Raw genomic sequence first — 19,008 nt, 5'->3', positions numbered from 1 at the left:
ATGACGGAGACACAGGCGAAGTCGGGGAACACGGGGACCTCGGCCAACCCGGTCGACGAGGAGGCCGCCAAGGGCGGCACACCAGCGACCGGCCGCGCGGCCGTGGGCCGGGCCACGGTTCCCGCCGACGCGCCTGCCCCGAAATTCACCCGGGCTCCCGGCATGACACCTCCCCCGGAGCAGCCGGGCGAGGACGGGGGTTCGGGCGACGCCAAGGCCGAGACGTCGGCTGCCGAGGCACCGACATCCGCCGGGGTGGCCCCCACGGCGGCCGCACCGACCCCTGCTCGGCCGACGACCACCCAGCCGATCAACACCCGACCCGGTCAGGCGACATCGACCGGGTCCACCGGCACCCAGCCCCGGATCATGCCGGGCATGGGCCAGCCGGACCCGGGGCGTACGGCCGCCGGCGGTCGGCCCGCGAGCGGTGGTGGCCTGCCGCCGGGGATCGGCAACACGTCGGCCGTCGGGGCCGCTCGCGTCGGTGAGGCGGTACGCGCCGCGCGTACCTCGGTCAGCTCGGCGGCGTCTCGCGGACCGCGTCGGGCCCGGCTGAACCTCAAGCGGATCGACCCCTGGTCCGTGATGAAGTTCGCGTTCGCCGTCTCGGTGGTGCTGTTCATCGTCGTGGTGGTCGCCACGTCGGTGCTCTACCTGGCGCTGGACGCGATGGGCGTGTTCCAGAGCGTCAACGACAGCCTCAGCGACCTGGTCAACGCGGGCGGTGGGCAGAGCACCAACGGCTTCCAGATCACCGCCAAGGGCGTGATCCTCAGCTCGGCGCTTATCGGCCTCGTCAACGTGGTGCTGTTCACCGCGCTGGCCACGCTGGGAGCGTTCGTCTACAACGTCTGCGCCGACCTCGTCGGCGGGATCGAGCTGACGCTCGCCGAGCGGGACTGAGTGTGACCGGGGCGCCGGGGCACCGCGGAATGCGGTCGCTCCGGCGTCCCGTGCTCGGGTAGGTTTTGCAGGCGGCGACGGCCCGGCTCGCAGGGTCGGACCCCGATTTGGGGCCGGCGGAGCGCATGGGTTAATCTTGCTCGTCGCAACGCGGGGCTATAGCTCAGTCGGTTAGAGCGCAGAGCTGATAACTCTGAGGTCGATGGTTCGATTCCATCTAGCCCCACCGCACATCGTCCGACGCTAGTCGAGCGCGAGGGGTCGCCCCATGTTCAAGAAGCTGCTGATCCTGGCCGGCGTCGTCGGCGTGGCTGCCGTCGTCTTCAACAAGGTCAAGGCCGCCAACGACGAGCGTGCCCTGTGGCACGAGGCGACCACCGCGCCCGACCTGCGCTGACGTCCGGCGGCGATGACGCCGTCGCCGCTCACGGGGCCCTAGCTCAACTGGCAGAGCACTGCCTTTGCAAGGCAGGGGTTAGGGGTTCGAGTCCCCTGGGCTCCACCAACCTCCACGAAGTCGTCTCACCACCGCGATCGCGGCCGGCATCGCACCCGTCCTCGCTGGGTCACCCTCACCCGAAGCGGTCGGCCGAGCACAGGTAGCAGTTGTCTAGTCCCACCTGATGCTTGACAGATCAGTCCCAGCACATGCGCGACAGTCGGCCTTGGTTGCTCAGTTGCCCTGGTTACAGTCAGTGCCACCGCACCCCAGTCCTGCACCTACGCTTCTGGCCAGTCGGACGCGATGACCAATGGGACTGAGTCCGGCGCGCGGTAGTCGTCACCAGGAAAATACTCGATGTGCTGATGCCGGTGGACGGTCCGGTCATCGGCGGTCTCGGCTTGCTCAGCCACACCATCGAGCGCGTCCCAGATAATGTCGAGATACTCACGCCCGCCGGAGAAATGCAGCCTGGTCCCGCCTTGCAGACTGACAAGCAGCGGGCCCGCGGTCGCCTCTTGACTGACGGCCCCGTCGGTCACCGCCACCTCAAGGGGCTCAGCATGATGGCGTAGCAGCCGGCTGAGGGCGCGGAGCGCAGCCGGCGGACCGGCAAACTCCAGCTCGTCGTCGCTGACGGAGAGACGGCAGCGTCGGTGATCGTCCATCGGCGCATTGTCCCTCACCGCGGCCCCTGCCGTCGGCCACCGTGAAGGCCTCCGCGAGCGCCTTGAGGATCATGTCGGGGGCAGCTCACTACGCGGAGGAAGCGTGGGATACGAGATACACATCAGCCGGGCCGAGGAGTACTACGACAGCGAAGAGAATCCCATCGCTCCGGAGGAATGGCTGTCCTACGCGGAGAGCAACCCCGCGCTCAGGGCAGCCGGATGGCTCGGCTGGGACGAGGACCGCCAGCCCATCTTCGAGTACACCTGCGTTGACGGAAGCGTGGTTTCGCTGACCTGGTTCGAAGGTGGCATCAACATCGAGGGTCACTTCGACAGCGACCCCTACCGGGAGTTCGGAGCCCTCGCCGAGGACTTGCGAGCCAACCTCCAGGGCGACGAAGGAGAGCGATACACCGCGGACGGGGTCCTTCCGCCCACTCGGTAGACCGTGGGGCTTCGCCCCGTCGCGGCGGCGGAGTTGCTGGCCTGCCCACTTGTCGCCGGTGATGGTCGGCTGGCGAAGGCCAGCGGCCTCCGCTGCGAGCGACCGTTCACACGTGCGGCGTGAGGGCGGGCGGCGTGAGGGGCGCGGTCTCGCCGCGGGCGATGGTGCGTACCTGCCGAACCCAGCCGCGGCGGCGGGCCTCGTCGACGAAGTGCGCCAGCGGGGAGCGGAAGACCGGGTAGTCGTCGTAGTGGATAGGCACGGTCAGCTTCGGGCGGACCAACTCCACCAGGTCGGCGCCCTGCCGAGCGTCCATGGTGACGAGGATTCCGGCGATCTTGGTGCCGCCGAGGTGGATCAGCATCGCGTCGATGTCCGGGTAGCGCTCGGGGATGTCGGTGAGGAGCGGCCGGTTGAGCGTGTCGCCGGTGACGTACAGCCGGAACTCGCGCCGCCCGCCGCGTTCCACGTCGATCATCGTGCCCATCACGTCGGGCAGCAGCCGGTCCAGCGCGCCGGGGCCATGCTTGCCGGGCATCGAGGTCAGCCGGACTGTCGTACCGTCGCGGTGCAGCTCTCGTGACGACCAGGTCGGCAGGCCCTCGGCGGCGCGGAAGCCCCAGCGGCGCAGCTTGCGTTCGGCGGCGGGCGTCGTGACGATGGGCAGCTCTCGGTCCAACTCCCGGCGGGCCACCCGGTCGAAGTGGTCGCCGTGCAGGTGGGACAGGACCACGGCGTCCAGGTGGGGAAGCAGGGCGATCCCCAGCGCCGGGTCCGTGCGTCGGCGCGACCACAGACCCTTTCCGAGGTACGCCCGCTGGCCGCGATGCAGGAAGTTGGGGTCGGTCAGCAGGGTTAACCCGCCGATCCGCAACACTGTCGTCGCGGTGCCGATGAACGTCACCTGTGGATGCTCGGCCGTCATGTGCACCTCCCTCCGGCTCCGGTACCCCAGCCGGTCCCGCTCAAGCCTCAGCCCCGGAAGGGGCGGTCTCCTCGGGACCGGGCTGCGCGAGGTCTGGTCGCGCCGACGGGAGATGCTCCACCAGTTTGGTGAGCGCCCCGTTGGCGAAGGTCGCGCCGAGCGCCGATCCGGCGCCGATCGTCCAGCCCACCGGGCCGAGCGGCGTGCAGCCGAAGAACTGACTCACCCCCGGCGTCTGCACCACCACGACCAGCACTCCCAGCGACGCCGCCGTGGACGCCAGCACGGCCGGGCTGGTGCCGCCGGCCAGGATGGTCTGGCCGAGCTGGGTGCCGACGAGCGAGACGAGGGCGACAGTTCCCGCCCGGCGCTGGCGTCCGGTGTACCGGGCCAACGTCCAGCCGACAGTCGCGCCCAGCGTGGTGGACGCCGCGCGGAGCCCGATCTCCCTGGTGAGGGTCTCGCCGAGCGATTGGTCGGGGCCCTCCCGGAGCAGCCCGTCGGTGCGGTCCGAGGCGGGAGGGCGGACGGCGATGGCCAACGCCGGCGCCAGGTCGGTGAGCAGGTTGACGAGCAGCAGTTGCCGGCCGGTGAGGGCGGAACGGCCGGTCACCGCGGCGGTGAGCACACTGAACGCGATCTCGCCGAGGTTGCCGCCGACGAGGATGCTCAACGCGTGGCGGACCGACGACCACATCGCGCGGCCCTCGACCAGTGTGGCGATGATGGTCTCCAACCGGTCGTCGGTGACCACCAGGTCGGCGGCGGCCCGGGCCGCTGGTGTGCCGCGTTGACCGAGGGCGATGCCGACGTCGGCCAGCCGGATCGCCGGAGCGTCGTTGGCGCCGTCGCCGGTCATCGCCACGGTGCGCCCGCACTTCTGCAACGCCTGGATGATGCGTACCTTGTGCGCCGGGGTGCAGCGGGCCACCACGTCGGTGTGGGCCAGCCGTTCGGCGAGCGCGTCGTCGTCGAGTTGGTCGAGTTCGGTGGCGGTGACCACCCGCTGTTCGTCGTGCTCGCTGATGGTGGCGGCGATCGCCTCGGCCGTGGCCGGGTGGTCACCGGTGATCATGATGGTGTGGACGCCTGCCTGCCGGATCCGGCGTACCGCCGGGGCGGCGCTCTCCCGGACCCCGTCCGCGAGGGCCAGGAACCCCACGAAGGTCAACCCGCGGACGTCCGCGTCGGTGACCTGCCCGGCGTCCACCTGGCACTCCGCGACGGCCAGGATCCGGTGCCCCGCTCCGGCCCGGTCGGCCAGCAGGCGTTGCAGTTCCGCGCGGCCGGCGTCGTCGAGCGGCTCCTGCCGACCGTCCATACGCCGTGTCGCGCAACGCGGCAGCACCGTCTCCGGGGCGCCCTTGACGCTCAGCAGCAGGCGACCCTCGGCCTCACCGATGCTCGCGTGGTAGCCGCGGGACGGCTCGAACGGCAGCCCACCGGCCGCGCGCCAGCCGGCGGCGCCGGTCTGCTCCACCACCTGAGCCGTGGCGGCGCCCCGCCGGACCGCCCGGTCGGTCTGCAACGCCAAATCCTCCGGCTTGGCCGCGGCGGGGGTGGCCCGCAGCGCCGTGGCGAGGGTCAACCGGAGCCGGTCGTCGAGCCGGTCCACCGGGGCGTACCGGTCGCCGACCCCGTCGCCGACCCCGGCGAGCAGCAACTGACCCTCGGTGAGGGTGCCGGTCTTGTCGAAGCAGAGCACGTCGACCCGGCCCAACGCCTCGATGGTGCGCGGGTTGCGGACCAACGCACCGTGCTCGGCCAGCCGCCGGGCGGCAGCCAGCTGCGCGGCGCTGACGAGAAACGGCAACCCCTCGGGCACCGACGCCACGGCGAGGTTCGCTGCGGTCGCCGCCGTCTCGGCCAGCGGTACGCCCCGCAGCAGTCCCGCGCCGGCCACCGCTATCGCCGACCCGGCGGCCAACGGGATGGCGGCGCTTGTCAACGAGCCGAGCCGGGCCTCCACTCCGCTGGTCGGAGGCGCCTGCTTCACCAGCGCCAGACTGCGCCCGGACTCGGTGTCGACGCCGGTCGCCACCACCACGGCGGTTCCGTGGCCGGCGGCGACCGTGGTGCCCTCGTACAGCATGGAGTGCCGGTCGGCGATGGCCGCGGCGACGACAGCGCGGTTGCTCTTGGCGACCGGCAGCGACTCGCCGGTCAGCGACGACTCGTCCGCCTCCAACCCGACCGATTCGAGCACCCGGCAGTCCGCCGGTACCGAGTCTCCCGGTTCGAGGGTGATGACATCTCCGAGGACGAGGTCCTCGGCCGCGACGACCCGCTCGGCGCCGTCGCGGCGGACCCGCGCGGTCACCGCCGAACGGGACAGCAGCTCCGCCAGCGACCGTTCGGTGTTGCGTTCGTGCACCGCCCCGATCAGGGCAGACCCGCCGACGACGCTGCCCACCAACGCGGCGTCGACAAGCGAGCCGAACGACGCGGAGAGCACCGCACCGGCGGCCAGTACGGGGGTGAGCGGATTGGACAACTCGTCCAGGAACGCCCGCAGCAGGCCACCACCGGCGGGTGTGTCGCCGCCGCCCGGCCCCTGGCCGTCGTGGCGGCGGTGCGCCTCCGCGCTGGCCAGCCCGTCCGGCGTGGTGCCCAGACGGTCGAGCACGGTCCGGACCGGCATCAGGTGCCAGGCGGTCGCCACCGGCGCCGGAGTGTCCGACCGGTCGGGCAACCGGCGGGCCTGCCAGACCCCGTTGGCGAAGGCCAACCCTGCCGCGCCGTTGACCGCGACGAGCGACCGGTGTGGCAGCTGGGTCGGTGGGGCGGTGAACGCGCCCAGCGCCCCGAGTCCGGTGCCCGCCATGGCGAGCTTGATGTTCTGCTGCGTCATCCGCCGGGCCGCCCCGGTCGCCTCGATGACCAGGGCGACCACCCGCAGGTCGGTGCCGACCAGCAGGTGCGCTCCCCACGGGGGCAACTCGTCCGGAGCGGACATGCCCAGCCCGCAGTCGGACGCGCCGAGCGCCGCCCGGTCCCCGGAGACCAGCATCACCACCGCCCCGTCGCGCTGCAACGCGCGTACGGAGTCGGCCAGGCGATCCCCGCCGGGCAGTAGCGCGTCGGCGAAGCCGTACCGCTGATCGTCGCCGCCGGCCACGATCAGCTTCAGGCCGGCGTGCCGGGCGGCGGCCGGTAGGCCGTCGACACCCGGCGCGGGCTCGGGTTCGACCCGCAGCAGTGCCGCGAGTCGGTCGGAGTGGGTGAGCCCGAGCAACTGCCCGCCCGCCGCGCGCAGCCGCTCGCCGTCGGGTACGTCACCGGGACCGACCGCCGGGAGGTGGTCCAGGGGTGCCAGCCGCCAGCCGTCCCGCTCCCGTGAACCGGTCGGGTCGGTCGGATCGAAGAGCGCGAACGCCCGATCCGCCACCTCGTCGATGTCCACCTCGGACGCCGGGGCCAGGTCGGCGAGGACGCCCCGCTCCGAGCCGAGCACCGCGGCGTCCAGCACCAGCGTGTCGATCCGGTCCAGCTCCCGCAGCACGCCACGGTCCATCGCGATCACCCCGCGCCGGGCGAGGACCCGGCCGAGCTGTGCCGCGTACCCCTCGCGCCCGCTGCCCGGGGCCTTGGGCAGCGCGGACAGGCCCAGCGCGGCAGCTCGCTTGCGCCCGGCGAACGGCGTCGCGGCGACCGCTGCCGCCGTGCCGGCGGCCAACATCCGGTTGATGTAGCGCTCGACCGGGCCGTCCGGCTTCGGGCGGGGACGGTCGACCGCCGGCCACCGCGCGGTGGCGCGCTCCGGGTCACCTGTCAGCCGGGGCTCGGCCTTCTCCCACGCGGTGAGTTGGGCCCGCGCCTCGCTCCACTGCACCATCCGTTGGGCGCCGTCGAGAACGATCCCCGTCCAACGGCCGGTCAGACCCTGCACCACCGCCTCGGCCAGCGGAAAGATGACGTCGGCGCGGGGGTCGGAGCGCAGCCGCCGGCCCACGAACGCGTGCAGCTTCGGTTGCAGGTCACCGGCGGCCAGCAGGCCGGCGACCTCGCCGGGCAGCGGCGCGAACGGGAGGAGTCGGGTGGCCGCCGAGATGGTCAGGCCCAGCGCGTCCGAGGCGAGCGCGCCCAGTGTGCGTGGGGTTCGCGGCCCCTCCTCCGGCGGGTGTGGGGGCGGAATCTCCGGGTCCGGCTCGTGGTCGCAGGTCCGCTCGATCCGGTCGATGGTGGCGATGAGGTCCCGCAGTCTCGGCTCGGGCGCCTGTACGGCCACCACCACCCGGCCGGACGGGGCGTTCACCCGGGCCCAGGCCACTCCGGGCACCCGCTCCAACGCGGTCTCCACCTGCCGGGCCAACCGATCGCCGCCGTCCTGACAGACGCCGTGCACCTCGATGTGGTGTCGGCCGGGGCGCGACCAGACGCGACGCCGAGTCAGCCCTGCCGTCCGGGCCAGCCGGGTCGCCGCGGACCCGACGGTCCGGGACGCCTCCCCGACCAGGTGCGGCACGCCGATGGACGGCAGGAGGCGGCCGGCGACGCGACCCGCCGCCGTCATCGAGGCGTACGGCCGGACGGACGCCGACCCGACGTCCCGTTGTCGCTGCTGGTGCCGTCGGTCATCTCGTCCTCCCACCGCTTCACGTCCGGCGGCCTGGCTTCCCGACCTGGCGTCCGTTATGCCCCTTGGAGCGCCGGAACTTTGCGGGGTCGGCCGCGCATGGACGGGGTGGGCTGTGGAAACCGACGACCACTACCGGACACGGGGGAGGCCGGAATGAGCACCTTGACGCGACATCTCAACGGCGCACACGAGAACGTCCGGATGTATCGCCGACGGTTCGAGCTGCCGATGCTGGGCGAGGTGGCGGTGCCACCACCGGACAAGATCGCCTACTACGCCGGGCTCGGTGTGCTGGCCGCGTTGCAGGTGATCGAATGGCCGCTCGCCCTGGTGATCACCGCCGGGCACGTCCTGGCGGACCAGCACCTGTCGGGACTGGTACGCGGCGTCGGGGAGGCGCTCCAGGAAGCCTGACGAGAGCCGGGTCACCACCTGTTGACATGAATGCGGGTTGAGGTCGCAGGCTCGGTGCATGTCGAGCCGAACCGTCACCCCCGTACCGGCCCCCGCGGGGCTGTTCGTACCCCGGCTGCGGGCGATGACTGTGGGCAGCGTCGCCCTGGTGTCGCTGCTGGCGTTCGAGGCGTTGGCGGTCGGCACTGCCATGCCGACAGTCGCGCGCAGCCTGGACGGTCTGGCGCTGTACGGCATCGCGTTCGGTGGCCCGTTCGCCGCCGGTGTGCTGGCCATGGTCGTTTCCGGGATCTGGTGTGACGCACGGGGGCCACGAGGACCGATGTGGCACGGCGTCGGGTGGTTCGTGGTCGGGCTGCTGATCGCCGGGACCGCGCCGGTGATGACCGCGCTGGTGGTCGGACGGGTCGTACAGGGGTTCGGCTCCGGGTTGCTGTCGGTGGCGCTCTACGTGATCGTCGGGCAGGCGTACCCGGAGGAGTTGCATCGGCGGATCTTCGCCGCGTTCGCGGCGGCGTGGGTCGTACCGTCGCTTGTCGGGCCGGCGCTCGCCGGTCTGATTGTCGAATACCTGGGCTGGCGTTGGGTCTTTCTCGTGGTGCCGGCGGTGGCCGTCCCGGCGGTGTTGCTGATCCAGCCGGGCCTGCGGTCGCTCGACCGGACCGTGCCGACCCGGCCGCCGGCCGGCGCGGTGGCCCGCATCGGCTGGGCCTGTGGGGCGGGCGTGAGCGCCGCACTGCTGCACATCGGGGGACAGCAGCGCGGCGCGGCGGCCCCGGCGGTGATCGCGGTCGCCCTGGCCGGCCTGCTGGTCTGCGCTCCGCGACTGCTGCCACAGGGGTTCCTGCGGGCGGCCCGCGGGCTGCCCACAGTTGTCGGTCTGCGTGGTCTGGCGTCGGCGGCGTTCGTCGGCGCGGAGGTGGTCATCCCGTTGATGCTCTCCCGGCAGCGGGGACTGTCGCCGACCGCGGCCGGCCTCGTTCTCACGGTGGGCGCGTTGGCCTGGTCGGTGGGCTCCTGGGCACAGGGCCGTTTTGCGCAGCCGGCCTCCCGGGCCACCCTGCCCCGCGTCGGGTTGTGCTGCATCACGGCCGGCACCGCGACTGTGGCGCTGGTAGTGCGACCCGAGCTGCCGGTGGCCGTCGCCGTGCTGGGCTGGGCGGTGGCGGGGCTCGGCATGGGCCTGCTGTACCCGTCGTTGTCGGTGCTCACCCTGGAGTTGTCGGCACCCGGTGAGCAGGGGCGCAACAGTTCGTCGCTGCAACTGGGCGACTCGCTCTTCGCGGCGACCGTGCTGGCGCTCACCGGTGCCGTCCTGGCCGCCGGGAGCGCGCCCGGCTCCGCCAGCTACGTGGTGACCCTGGTGGTGGCGGCCGGTCTGGCACTGCTCGGCGTGCTGCTGGCCGGCCGGGTGGTGGTGGACGGGACCCCACGGCCGGGTGGGTGATCCGCCGGGGATCCGCCGTGTCCGTGCGGGGTGGGCGCGAGGATGGCAGGCGATGAACTTCCTGACCGTCCTGCCGCTGGCCGTGGTGATGGTCGCCGGGACCCAACTGGTCGTGGCGGTCTTCCTCGCGTCGTCCGACCGGCCCCGGGCCGCGTCGCTGGGCTTCCTCGCCGGCGCCGGCCTGGTGGTCGCCGCCGGGGTGGCAGTGAGCTGGTTGCTGACCCGGCTGCTGGGCGGGTTGGCGACCGACGCCAGCGAGGCCGCCAGCAGGATCGATCGTGGCCCGGCCATCGACCTGGTGGTGCTCGCGCTGCTGGTGAGCCTGGCCCTGGTGGTCTGGCTGCGCCGCAACCGGTCCGGGCCACCGCGCTGGTTGGGCAGCGTCAGCCACGCCGGTCCACGCTGGGCCGCGCGGACGGGGGCGCTCCTCTTCGTGGTGACACCCACCGACGACCTCACCATGGCGACTGTGGGCGCGACAGTGGCCCGACACGACCTCCCGTGGTGGCACCTGGTGCCGTTCGTGCTGCTCACCGTGCTCCTGCTCGCGGTGCCGTTGCTGGCGTTGGTGCTGCTCGGGCAGAAGGCGGCGCGGGTGCTGGCCCGGATGCGGGAGTGGGCCGAGGGGCACTCCTGGATCGTCAACGAGATCGTGATCGCGTTCTTCGCGCTGCTGACAGTGCTGGACCTGATCCGCTCGGGGTGAGCCGTCACGTGTGCCGTCGCGCGGCCGTCATCAGCACGACGGGTCCGCGGAGGAGGAGGGGACGATGAGGGTTCTGGTCACCGGGGCTGGTGGTCGTCTGGGGAGCGACGTGCTGGCGCGGCTGCGCGACGACGGCATGAGCGTGCGGGCCAGCAGCCGCCGGCCGCGTACCGGCTCGGACGTCGAGTGGGTAGTGGTCGACCTGGCCACCGGGGACGGGCTGGCCGAGGCGGTGACCGGGGTGGACGCGGTGCTGCACCTGGCGTCCTCGCCCAGGGGGCGTACGCACCAGGTGGACGTGCTGGGCACCCGTCGGCTGGTGGTGGCCGCCGCCACGGCCGGCGTCCCGCACCTGGTCTACATCTCGATCGTCGGGGTGGACCGGGTGCCGATCCCGTACTACAGGCACAAGCTGGCGGCCGAGCAGGTGGTCGCGGCCGGTCCGGTGCCGTGGTCGGTGCTGCGCGCCACCCAGTTTCCCCAGTTCCTCGACGAGCTGGTGGCGGCCAGCGCGCGGCTGGGCCCGGTGCTCGGTGACCGGGCGGTGCTCGCCCAGCCGGTCGACCCCGGTGAGGTGGCCGCCCGGCTCGCGGCCCGGCTGGCCGCCGGCCCGCTCGGTGGCATCGAGGAGTTCGGTGGGCCGCAGGTGCTCCGCTTCGACGAGGCGGTCCGTGCCTGGCGGGAGGCGCGGGGGTCACGCCGACCGCTGCTGCCGGTACGGATTCCCGGCCGGCTCGGGCGTGAGCTGCGCGCCGGTGGGCTGGTCACCGAGGCGCTGCCGCGCGGTACGCGTACCTGGGCCGACCACCTCGCGGACACGTACGGGGGAACCACGCGGAGATGAGAGGGATGTCGGTTCACGTTCGTCTTACGGTGACGCCATGTTCGTTGTCGTCACCACGGTGATCCTCTACGTCTTCGGTTTCGTCTTCCTCTACGGCGTGATCCGGCTGGGTGTCCGGCACGCGCTGGAGGACCTGGAACTGCAGCGGGCCCGAGCCCGGCGCGAGGAGGAACTGGCGGCCGCCCGCGACCAAACCTTCCTGCGCGACAACGCGTTCCTCGCCGGCAGTTGAGCCGCGACGTGGAGGTGGTGTCACGAGACGGCCCGGGAGTCGGCGGGCGATCCGGCGGCGCGGGTGCGAGGATCGCACCCGTGATGGGAACGTTGAAGACCGAACCGGCCCGAGCCCGCCTGGATCTGCTCGCCGCGCCGGTGGCGGAGGCGATCGCCCAGTGGCCCGCCGACGCGCCGGTGGACGTCGACGACGTGCTGGTCGCGCCGATCGACGCCGATCTCGCCGACACGGCGGCGTTCTGTGCGGCGTACGAGGTGGGGCTGGACGTGTCGGCCAACTGTGTCGTGGTGGCCGGGAAGCGCGAGGGTGTGGTCCGCTACGCGGCCTGCATCGTGTTGGCCACCACCCGGGCCGACGTGAACGGCGTGGCCCGGCGGGCGCTGGACGTGCGCAAGGCGAGCTTCGCCCCGATGGACGACGCGGTCGAGTTGACGGGCATGGAGTACGGCGGCATCACCCCGATCGGGCTGCCGGCCCAGTGGCCGATCCTCGTGGACGCGCGGGTGATCGCCACCCCGCACGTGATCATCGGCTCGGGCGTACGGCACAGCAAGATCGCGCTGCCGGGGCCGGCGCTGGGCGCGCTGCCGGGTGCGCAGGTGGTGGAGGGCCTGGCCAGGCCTGCCTGACCAGTTGCCGACATCAATACCGTTGCACGTGAAACATCGCTAGCGCGCCGCGGCCTCCCGCTGCTCGACCTCGGCCAGCGCGGCGAGGAGCGTCTCCGTCTCCTGGGCGCCGCTCACCGCGTACTTTCCGGCCAGCACGAACGTCGGTACGCCCGTGATGCCCAGGTCGCGGGCGGCGGCCAACTCGGCGGCGAGTTCGGCGGCCCGCTCGTTGGAGTCGAGGAACCGACGGGCGTCGGCGGCGTCCAGACCGATGCCGCCGGCGACGGTGGCGAGCGCCTCCCGCGAGCCCAGGTCGACGCCCTCGGTGAAGTGCGCCTGGTACAGCGCCTCCACCATCTCGGCCGCCCGACCGTGCTCGGCGGCGTAGGCGACCAGGCGGTGTGCGTCGAAGGTGTTCGCGGCCACCGCGCGGTCGTAGTCCAGCCGAAGCCCGTCACCCGCCGCGGCCTGGACCACCCGCGCGATCATCTGCCGGGCGCGCTCCGGCCCGCCGAACTTCTCCGCCAGCGCGTCGATGACCGGGCGGGGCGCCGGCACCGGCGACGGGTCGAGCTGGAACGGCCGGTACCGGACGGTCACCTCGCCGTCGTAGCGGGCGATTGCCTCATCCAGTCGTCGCTTGCCGAGGTAGCACCACGGGCAGACGACGTCGGCGTAGATCTCGATCTCCATGATCGGTGGCAACTGCCCGCTCAGTCGAGTTGTTCCCGGACCTGCCGCTTGAGCCGGCCCAGGATCGCCGTGCCGCCGCGTACCCGCAGCGGGCTGATCGCCTGGGCCAGGCCCATCCGCTGGTAGAGGTCGTCCGGCACGGCCAGTACCTCCTCGGCGCTCGCGCCGGCCAGACCCTCGGCGAGGATCCCGGCGAACGCCCGGGTGGTGGGCGCCTCCGGCGGGCAGTCGAAGAGGGTCTCGACGGTCCCGTCCGCTGCCACCTGGGCGCGCAGGAAGAACGCTGTCTGGCACTCGGGCACCTGCTCCATGCCCTCGTGCCCGGCAGCGTCGGCGGGAAGCGGCGGGATGACGTCGGCGTACTCCAGCAGCATCTCCAGCACCAGGTCGCGTGGCGCGGCAGCGAACTCGTCGACGATCTCGGCCAGTCGGGCCGGCATGTCAGCCATGAGTCGAGGCTACCGCCGGCCGTTCCTAGACCGTCGGCGACTGTTCGCTGATCTCGCTCAACGCGCTTGTCGGGTCGAGCTGCATGGCCAGGTCGCCGAGCGACACGATCCCCACCAGCTTGCGGTCGCTGTCGCAGACCAGCACCCGGCGGATGCCCCGGTCCCGCATGAGCGCCGCGGCCTCACCCGCCGTGCAGTGCTGCTCGATCATGACCACCTCGCGGGTGACGATCGAGCCGATGGTGGTGGACGCCGGTGAGCTGTTCTCGGCCACCGCCCGGACCACGATGTCCCGGTCGGTGAGCATGCCGGCGAGGGTGGCGCCGTCGGTGACCACCACGTCGCCGATGTCCGCCTCCTTCATCACCCTGGCCGCCTCGTCCAGGGTGGTCTCGGCCGACAGGTACACCACCTGCTTGGTCATCACGTCGCTGACCCGGTAACCGGTCATGAGATCCTCCGAAGACGTATCACCCGATCCGACTGCACTACCCCGTGACGCGGCGGCTACACCAGGTTCCCACGCTCCCGGCGTGCCTCGTCGACAATCCGCTCCACCACGGCGTCCACCGGCAGCTCCGCGCGCCCGTCGCCGGCCCGCTCGCGCAACTCCACGTACCCGTCGGCCAGTCGGCGGCCGACCACGACGGTGCGCGGGATGCCGATCAGCTCCGCGTCGGTGAACTTCACCCCGGCCGAGACGTGCGTCCGGTCGTCGACAAGCACCCGCAGGCCGGCGGCGGCCAGGCGTCCGCCGAGGTCCAGCGCCGCGTCCAGCTGCGGGCCCTTGCCGGCGACCACCAGGTGTACGTCGCACGGCGCGACCGCCGCCGGCCAGACGAGTCCCCGGTCGTCGTGGTGCTGCTCGGCGATCGCCGCGACAGCCCGGGAGATCCCGATGCCGTAGCAACCCATTGTGGGCCGGACCGGCTTGCCGGCCGGCCCGAGCACGTCGACAGCGAACGCGTCGGTGTAGCGGCGACCGAGCTGGAAGATGTGCCCGATCTCGATGCCCCGCCGGATGGTCAGCTCGCCGTCGCCGCAGGCGGGGCACCTGTCGCCGGCCCGCACCTCGGCCGCCTCCACCGTGCCGTCGGGCGTGAAGTCCCGCCCGCAGACCACGCCCGTCGCGTGTCGACCCGGCTCGTTGGCCCCGGTCAGCCACGCCGAGCCGGTCACCACCCGGGGATCGACGAGGTAGCGGATACCAAGCTTGCCGAGCACCTGCGGCCCGATGTACCCGCGCACCAGCTCCGGATGCTCGGCCCACTCGTCGAAGACGGCCACCTGGGCGGGCTCCAACGCGGCCGTGAGGCGCTTCAGGTCGACCTCCCGGTCACCGGGCAGCCCGATCACCAGGAGTTCGGCCCGCTCGGCGCCCGGCTGACGAACGGTCAACACCACGTTCTTCAGGGTGTCGGCGGCGCTCCAGTCGTCCCGGTCACCGAGGCGGCGGGCGTTCGCCACCTCGACCAGACTGGCGATCGTCGCGGTCTCCGGCGTGTCGTACACCTCGGCCGCGGGCGCGGTGGTGGGGTCGCCGGCGGCGGGTGCCCGGGTGACGACGGCCTCGGTGTTCGCCGCGTAGTCGCAGGCGGTGCAACCGACGTACGTGTCCTCACCGACCGGGGTCGCGGCCAGGAACTCCTCCGACGCCGAGCCGCCCATCGCACCGGACATCGCGTGCACCACCGTGTGGTCCAGGCCCAGCCGGTCGAAGATCCGCTGGTACGCCGCCCGGTGCCGGGCGTACGCGTCCCGCAGCCCCGCCTCGTCCAGGTCGAAGGAGTACGCGTCCTTCATCAGGAACTCCCGGCCACGCAGCAGGCCGGCCCGGGGCCGCGCCTCGTCGCGGAACTTCGTCTGCACCTGGAACAGCGTCACCGGAAAATCCCGGTACGACGTGAACAGGTCCTTGACCAGCAGCGCCGCCATCTCCTCGTGGGTGGGCGCCAACAGGTGCTCGGCGCCGCGCCGGTCGGCGAGGGTGAAGAGGAGGTCGCCGTACTCCGTCCACCGGCCACTGGTCCGGTACGGCTCGGCGGGCAGCAGCGCCGGGAAGTGCACCTCCTGGTCGCCGATCGCGACCAGCTCGGCACGTACCACCTCGGTGATCCGGTCGAGCACGAGCTTGCCCAGCGGCAGCCACGTGTAGCCGCCCGGTGCGGCGCGACGGATGTAACCGGCGCGCAGCAGCAGCCGATGGCTCGGCACCTCCGCGTCGGCCGGATCCTCGCGCAGGGTCCGCAGCAACAGGGTCGACATGCGTAGCAGCATTCGCGCAGATTAGTACCGCGAGTCCCGACTCCACGATCCAATTCGGCCGCGTTGCCCGACGGCAGGTTGCCGCTGGAGTCATCTGACGCCGGGGAGGCGGCCCTCGCAGCGGACGTCCGGGTCGACCACCGGCCGCCGGGGCATCATCCAGTTCAGCGCGGTCTCCTCCACCGGCCAGCCACGTACCGACACCAGGCTGTACGGAACCGCCGCCGGCTGTGGGCAGAGGACCTGCGACTCGACCCACCCGTTGGGCAGGAACCGTACGGTGGCGGTCCGGTCCAGCACGATCGTCGACGTGTCGGTCACCGCGATGAGCGCGCCGAGCACCACCTGCCGGCCGTCGGCGGCCGACGGGGGGCCGTCCGGGGTTGCCGCGCCGCCGTCCCCCGGAACGGTCACGGCCTCGGCCGAGGCCGCGCCTCCCGACGAGCGCGTGGCCGGGCCGCCCGGGGCCGACGAGGCTGAGGCTTGCGGGGCCGTCGCGGTCGATTCCTTCGGGACCACCTCGACGGCGGCGGTGGGCAGCAGCGGCACCCGGAGGAAGACCGCGCCCATCACCACCGGAAGCACGGCGGCGACAGTGAACGCCAGGCCGTGGGTAAGTGTCGGAGCGATCCAGCCGGGGATCGGGCCGGTGAGCAGCAGGGTGGCGGCGGGCGGCACCGCCAGCAGCGCGGCGGTGGCCAGCTCGTCATGCTGGTACGCCGCCCAGATGGCCGGGCCCAGCACGGTGTACGCCAGGACCGCCGCGGCCAACGGCAGGGCCACGCTGACCACCAGGATCCGGGTCGGTTGGTCGGGGTGCAGGTAGCGGGTGCGCAGCGCCAGCAGCCAGAGGCCGAGCATCAGCAGCGACGGCAGGAAGCGGAGCTGCCAGGTGAGCGCCCCCAACGCGACGGCCGCGGTGATCACCCAGCCCGGGGTGCGTGCTGTCCCGGAGGCCAGTAGGGACCGTTCCGGGTCGAACCGGTCCGGAGCGCTGAGCCGGAGCAGTCGACCGAGGACGCCGAAGGTGAGCACGACCACGGGGAACGCCCACACCAGGGCGATCAGCAGGGCGCTGAGCAGGCCGAGTGGGCTGACGTACTGGACCAGCAGCAGCATCGTCGACATGTCCTGTTGGCTGAGCTGCCACAGTCGCAGCACCAGGAGCAGGACGGGGAAGGTGGGGAGGAGGGTCAGCAGCCACTGCTGCGCCTGCCGCGCCCCCGCCATCCGGCGCGGGCGGACGGCCTTGTCGGAGATGGTGGTGATCCGGGGTACGCCGGAGGTGGCAGCGCGATCCTCTCCCACGGCCACTGTCGCACCTCCACCTTCCTCGGATCGGGTTGCTGCTGCTCCGCGACCGGCTGCGGGAGGTTGTATCCCTGCTGCCAACGCAGGTTGGCGTTGTACGCGTTCTCCCAGGTCGAGTTGTTCTCGTCCTTCGCCGACTCGTAGAGGGCGAGGTCGACCAGGTCACGCAGCGCCTTGTTGGGGCCGGTGTTGACACCCCACCGCTCCCGCGGGGACGAGCCGATGTCCCAGTGCTTGAGTGGCTTCACGTTCTTCAGCGTGACCGGGAAGCGTTGACCGTCGGTGCCCTCTCGGTCCCCGGTGACGAAGCCGGCGAGGATCGCCGCGTCGGTGGTGACGGCCTTCACCTTGCCGTCGTACATCTCCTGGATGCACTCGCTGATCCGGTTACGGCCCACCGGCTTCGCGCCGGCCTCAGCGAGTCGCTGGATCGACGTCGAGGTGGTGAGCGAGCAGACCGTCTGCCCGGTCAGATCCTCCAGGCTGCTCACCTGTCCCGCGTAGCTCTCCAAGGTCACCACCGACTGCTCGGTGTGCAGGTACGACGCGGAGAAGACGGCACCTTCCTCCTCGCGCTTCGCGTTGATGCTGTACGAGGCGATGACCAGGTCGACCGTGACGAAGCCGTCATTGTCCCGGGCCTGCCGGCGGGCCCGGTCCTCGCTCTCGATCGGCAGGAACCGCACCTGGGAGTGGTCGAACCCGAGGTACGCCGCGATCATGTACGCGATGTCGACGTCGAAGCCCTTCCAGGTGTTGTTCGGGAGCCGCAGGGAGATGCCGGGCTGGTCGTCCTTCACGCCGATGACGAGCTGCTGCTTGCCCTTGAGGCCGGCGTCCTCCAGCAGTTCGTCGCGGGTCGGCGGGCCCATCGCGAGGACGATCGGGACGAGGGCGGCGGCCAGGACGGCCAGCGCGACGACGAGCCCCACGAGCCGGATCTGACGGGTCCGTGGGTTGCGCGGCGATGTGGGCACCGCCGGGGCCGGCCCGGCGGGGCTCGGCTCGCTTGCCTGACTCAACTGGGCCCTCCCCACAGCGCGGTCCGGTGACCGGCCCCCATTGTGGGGCCTGAATGCGAGCCACGACACTCCGCCGCCAGCCGGATAGCCGACTGATGCCGGGGTGATCCACACGAGTTCACCGGAACCGCGGTGTCCGAGGCGAAGTGATACCGCGCTTTCGGCGATCTCGTGTCGATCAAGTGCGATCCGCCACGTCGGTGGATCGGGGCGCCGTCCGGCGTACCTCCGGTGGAAGACTGGTCGCCGCAGGCAACGGGTGAGGGGGGCGCGGGGTGCGCTGGCGCAGTTTTGTCGCGGTCGGGGACAGCTTCACCGAGGGTATGGACGACGCGTACCCGGACGGCACCTACCGGGGCTGGGCGGATCTGGTGGCGACCCGCCTCGCCGCCGAGGCCGGCCCCGACTTCCGGTACGCGAACCTGGCCATCCGGGGGCGGCTCTTCCCCAGCGTGGTGGCCGAGCAGGTGCCCTTCGCGGTGGCCATGCGGCCCGATCTGATCAGCTTCGCGGCCGGCGGCAACGACGTGCTGCGGCGCAGTTTCGACCCGGACACGTTGGTCTCCCGCTTCGACGAGGTCGTCCGGCAGCTGCGCTCGGGTGGCGCGGACGTGCTGCTGTTCCGATTCGCGGACGTGATGGCACGACTGCCCGGTCAACGTCTCGTGGCTCCCCGGGTGGAACTGCTCAACCAGGCGGTCGGTGAGACCGCCGAGCGGCACGGCGCGATCCTGGTCGACCTGTACGCCGACGACACCTTCCTCAACCCGATGCTCTGGAGCACCGACCGGCTGCACCTCTCCCCGGCCGGGCACCGGCGGGTCGCCGGGCAGGTGCTGAACGCGCTCGGCGTGGGCTGCGACGAGGAGTGGCTGATGGTCCCGCCGCATCCGGCGCCGTCACCGTGGCTCGCCGCCCGCGCGTCCGACCTGCGCTGGGCCGGCCAGCACCTGGCCCCCTGGATCAGGCGGCGGCTCACCGGTCGGTCGTCCGGTGACACGGTGACCGCGAAGCGCCCGCTGCTCGGGCCGATCACCGACTGA

General features: G+C 72.2%; 19 protein-coding genes and 2 tRNA genes. 12 read left to right on the top strand and 9 right to left on the bottom strand.

The window, feature by feature from the left end:
* The 4 genes from ACGFIE_RS04440 to ACGFIE_RS04425 all read left to right on the top strand — a co-directional run bounded on the left by ACGFIE_RS04440 (nt 1) and on the right by ACGFIE_RS04425 (nt 1,411).
* Entirely contained in the window at nt 1-906 is a 906-nt protein-coding gene (locus tag ACGFIE_RS04440; protein WP_393290876.1) for a DUF3566 domain-containing protein, read from the top strand.
* Nucleotides 907-1,058: 152 nt separating this feature from the next.
* Nucleotides 1,059-1,132 (top strand) — tRNA-Ile (locus ACGFIE_RS04435).
* A 42-nt stretch (nt 1,133-1,174) separates the two neighbouring features.
* Complete coding sequence (locus ACGFIE_RS04430) at nt 1,175-1,303, top strand: DLW-39 family protein (protein ID WP_007453934.1); 129 nt, start codon at nt 1,175-1,177, stop codon at nt 1,301-1,303.
* Between the two features lie 32 nt (nt 1,304-1,335).
* A tRNA-Ala gene (locus tag ACGFIE_RS04425) sits at nt 1,336-1,411 on the top strand.
* Between the two features lie 215 nt (nt 1,412-1,626).
* Here ACGFIE_RS04425 and ACGFIE_RS04420 read toward each other — a convergent pair.
* On the bottom strand, nt 1,627-2,016 hold the full coding sequence (locus ACGFIE_RS04420; RefSeq protein ID WP_393290873.1) for a hypothetical protein: 390 nt from the start codon (nt 2,014-2,016) through the stop codon (nt 1,627-1,629).
* Nucleotides 2,017-2,119: 103 nt separating this feature from the next.
* Between ACGFIE_RS04420 and ACGFIE_RS04415 the strand changes: the two genes are divergently transcribed.
* Entirely contained in the window at nt 2,120-2,464 is a 345-nt protein-coding gene (locus ACGFIE_RS04415; protein ID WP_393290871.1) for a hypothetical protein, read from the top strand.
* Nucleotides 2,465-2,570: 106 nt separating this feature from the next.
* Here ACGFIE_RS04415 and ACGFIE_RS04410 read toward each other — a convergent pair whose 3' ends face one another.
* Together ACGFIE_RS04410 and ACGFIE_RS04405 are read right to left on the bottom strand one after the other, a co-directional pair.
* Nucleotides 2,571-3,389, bottom strand: coding sequence for an MBL fold metallo-hydrolase (locus tag ACGFIE_RS04410; protein ID WP_393290868.1), 819 nt, complete (start codon nt 3,387-3,389; stop codon nt 2,571-2,573).
* Nucleotides 3,390-3,429: 40 nt separating this feature from the next.
* Entirely contained in the window at nt 3,430-7,902 is a 4,473-nt protein-coding gene (locus ACGFIE_RS04405; protein WP_393291289.1) for an HAD-IC family P-type ATPase, read from the bottom strand.
* 162 nt (nt 7,903-8,064) lie between these two features.
* On the opposite strand from ACGFIE_RS04405, the gene ACGFIE_RS04400 reads away from it, so the two are divergent.
* The 6 genes from ACGFIE_RS04400 to ACGFIE_RS04375 all read left to right on the top strand — a co-directional run bounded on the left by ACGFIE_RS04400 (nt 8,065) and on the right by ACGFIE_RS04375 (nt 12,243).
* On the top strand, nt 8,065-8,382 hold the full coding sequence (locus ACGFIE_RS04400; RefSeq protein ID WP_393290865.1) for a hypothetical protein: 318 nt from the start codon (nt 8,065-8,067) through the stop codon (nt 8,380-8,382).
* Between the two features lie 58 nt (nt 8,383-8,440).
* Nucleotides 8,441-9,829: an MFS transporter gene (locus tag ACGFIE_RS04395; RefSeq protein ID WP_393290863.1), complete on the top strand. Its 1,389-nt coding sequence runs from the start codon at nt 8,441-8,443 to the stop codon at nt 9,827-9,829.
* A gap of 52 nt (nt 9,830-9,881) precedes the next feature.
* A complete protein-coding gene (locus tag ACGFIE_RS04390; RefSeq protein ID WP_393290860.1) occupies nt 9,882-10,535 on the top strand; it encodes a GAP family protein in 654 nt (217 codons plus the stop codon).
* 64 nt (nt 10,536-10,599) lie between these two features.
* Nucleotides 10,600-11,379 carry an SDR family oxidoreductase gene (locus ACGFIE_RS04385; RefSeq protein ID WP_393290857.1) on the top strand — a complete coding sequence of 260 codons (780 nt, stop codon included), beginning with the start codon at nt 10,600-10,602 and terminating at the stop codon, nt 11,377-11,379.
* A gap of 37 nt (nt 11,380-11,416) precedes the next feature.
* Entirely contained in the window at nt 11,417-11,611 is a 195-nt protein-coding gene (locus tag ACGFIE_RS04380; RefSeq protein ID WP_393290855.1) for a hypothetical protein, read from the top strand.
* An 83-nt stretch (nt 11,612-11,694) separates the two neighbouring features.
* Nucleotides 11,695-12,243, top strand: a complete 549-nt coding sequence (locus ACGFIE_RS04375; protein WP_393291287.1) for a YbaK/EbsC family protein — start codon at nt 11,695-11,697, stop codon at nt 12,241-12,243.
* Nucleotides 12,244-12,282: 39 nt separating this feature from the next.
* Here the strand turns inward: ACGFIE_RS04375 and ACGFIE_RS04370 are convergent, their stop codons facing one another.
* The 6 genes from ACGFIE_RS04370 to ACGFIE_RS04345 form a co-directional block, all read right to left on the bottom strand.
* Entirely contained in the window at nt 12,283-12,918 is a 636-nt protein-coding gene (locus tag ACGFIE_RS04370) for a DsbA family protein (protein ID WP_393290852.1), read from the bottom strand.
* A gap of 20 nt (nt 12,919-12,938) precedes the next feature.
* Nucleotides 12,939-13,367, bottom strand: a complete 429-nt coding sequence (locus tag ACGFIE_RS04365) for a SufE family protein (protein WP_363680877.1) — start codon at nt 13,365-13,367, stop codon at nt 12,939-12,941.
* Between the two features lie 25 nt (nt 13,368-13,392).
* Nucleotides 13,393-13,818 carry a CBS domain-containing protein gene (locus ACGFIE_RS04360; RefSeq protein ID WP_363680879.1) on the bottom strand — a complete coding sequence of 142 codons (426 nt, stop codon included), beginning with the start codon at nt 13,816-13,818 and terminating at the stop codon, nt 13,393-13,395.
* A gap of 56 nt (nt 13,819-13,874) precedes the next feature.
* Nucleotides 13,875-15,644, bottom strand: coding sequence for a proline--tRNA ligase (locus tag ACGFIE_RS04355; protein ID WP_393290850.1), 1,770 nt, complete (start codon nt 15,642-15,644; stop codon nt 13,875-13,877).
* A 78-nt stretch (nt 15,645-15,722) separates the two neighbouring features.
* A complete protein-coding gene (locus tag ACGFIE_RS04350; protein ID WP_393290848.1) occupies nt 15,723-16,940 on the bottom strand; it encodes a hypothetical protein in 1,218 nt (405 codons plus the stop codon).
* Nucleotides 16,826-17,965 (bottom strand): transporter substrate-binding domain-containing protein, encoded by a 1,140-nt coding sequence (locus tag ACGFIE_RS04345; RefSeq protein WP_393290845.1) that lies wholly within the window; start codon nt 17,963-17,965, stop codon nt 16,826-16,828. Before ACGFIE_RS04345 ends, ACGFIE_RS04350 begins: the two co-directional genes overlap by 115 nt.
* Before the next feature lie 275 nt (nt 17,966-18,240).
* Between ACGFIE_RS04345 and ACGFIE_RS04340 the strand changes: the two genes are divergently transcribed.
* Nucleotides 18,241-19,008: an SGNH/GDSL hydrolase family protein gene (locus tag ACGFIE_RS04340; protein ID WP_393290842.1), complete on the top strand. Its 768-nt coding sequence runs from the start codon at nt 18,241-18,243 to the stop codon at nt 19,006-19,008.

The organism is Micromonospora sp. NPDC049275, from assembly GCF_043197115.1.
Classification (GTDB): domain Bacteria; phylum Actinomycetota; class Actinomycetes; order Mycobacteriales; family Micromonosporaceae; genus Micromonospora.
Note: the sequence above shows the minus strand (reverse complement) of the source record. Positions and strands in the feature narration are given on the sequence as shown.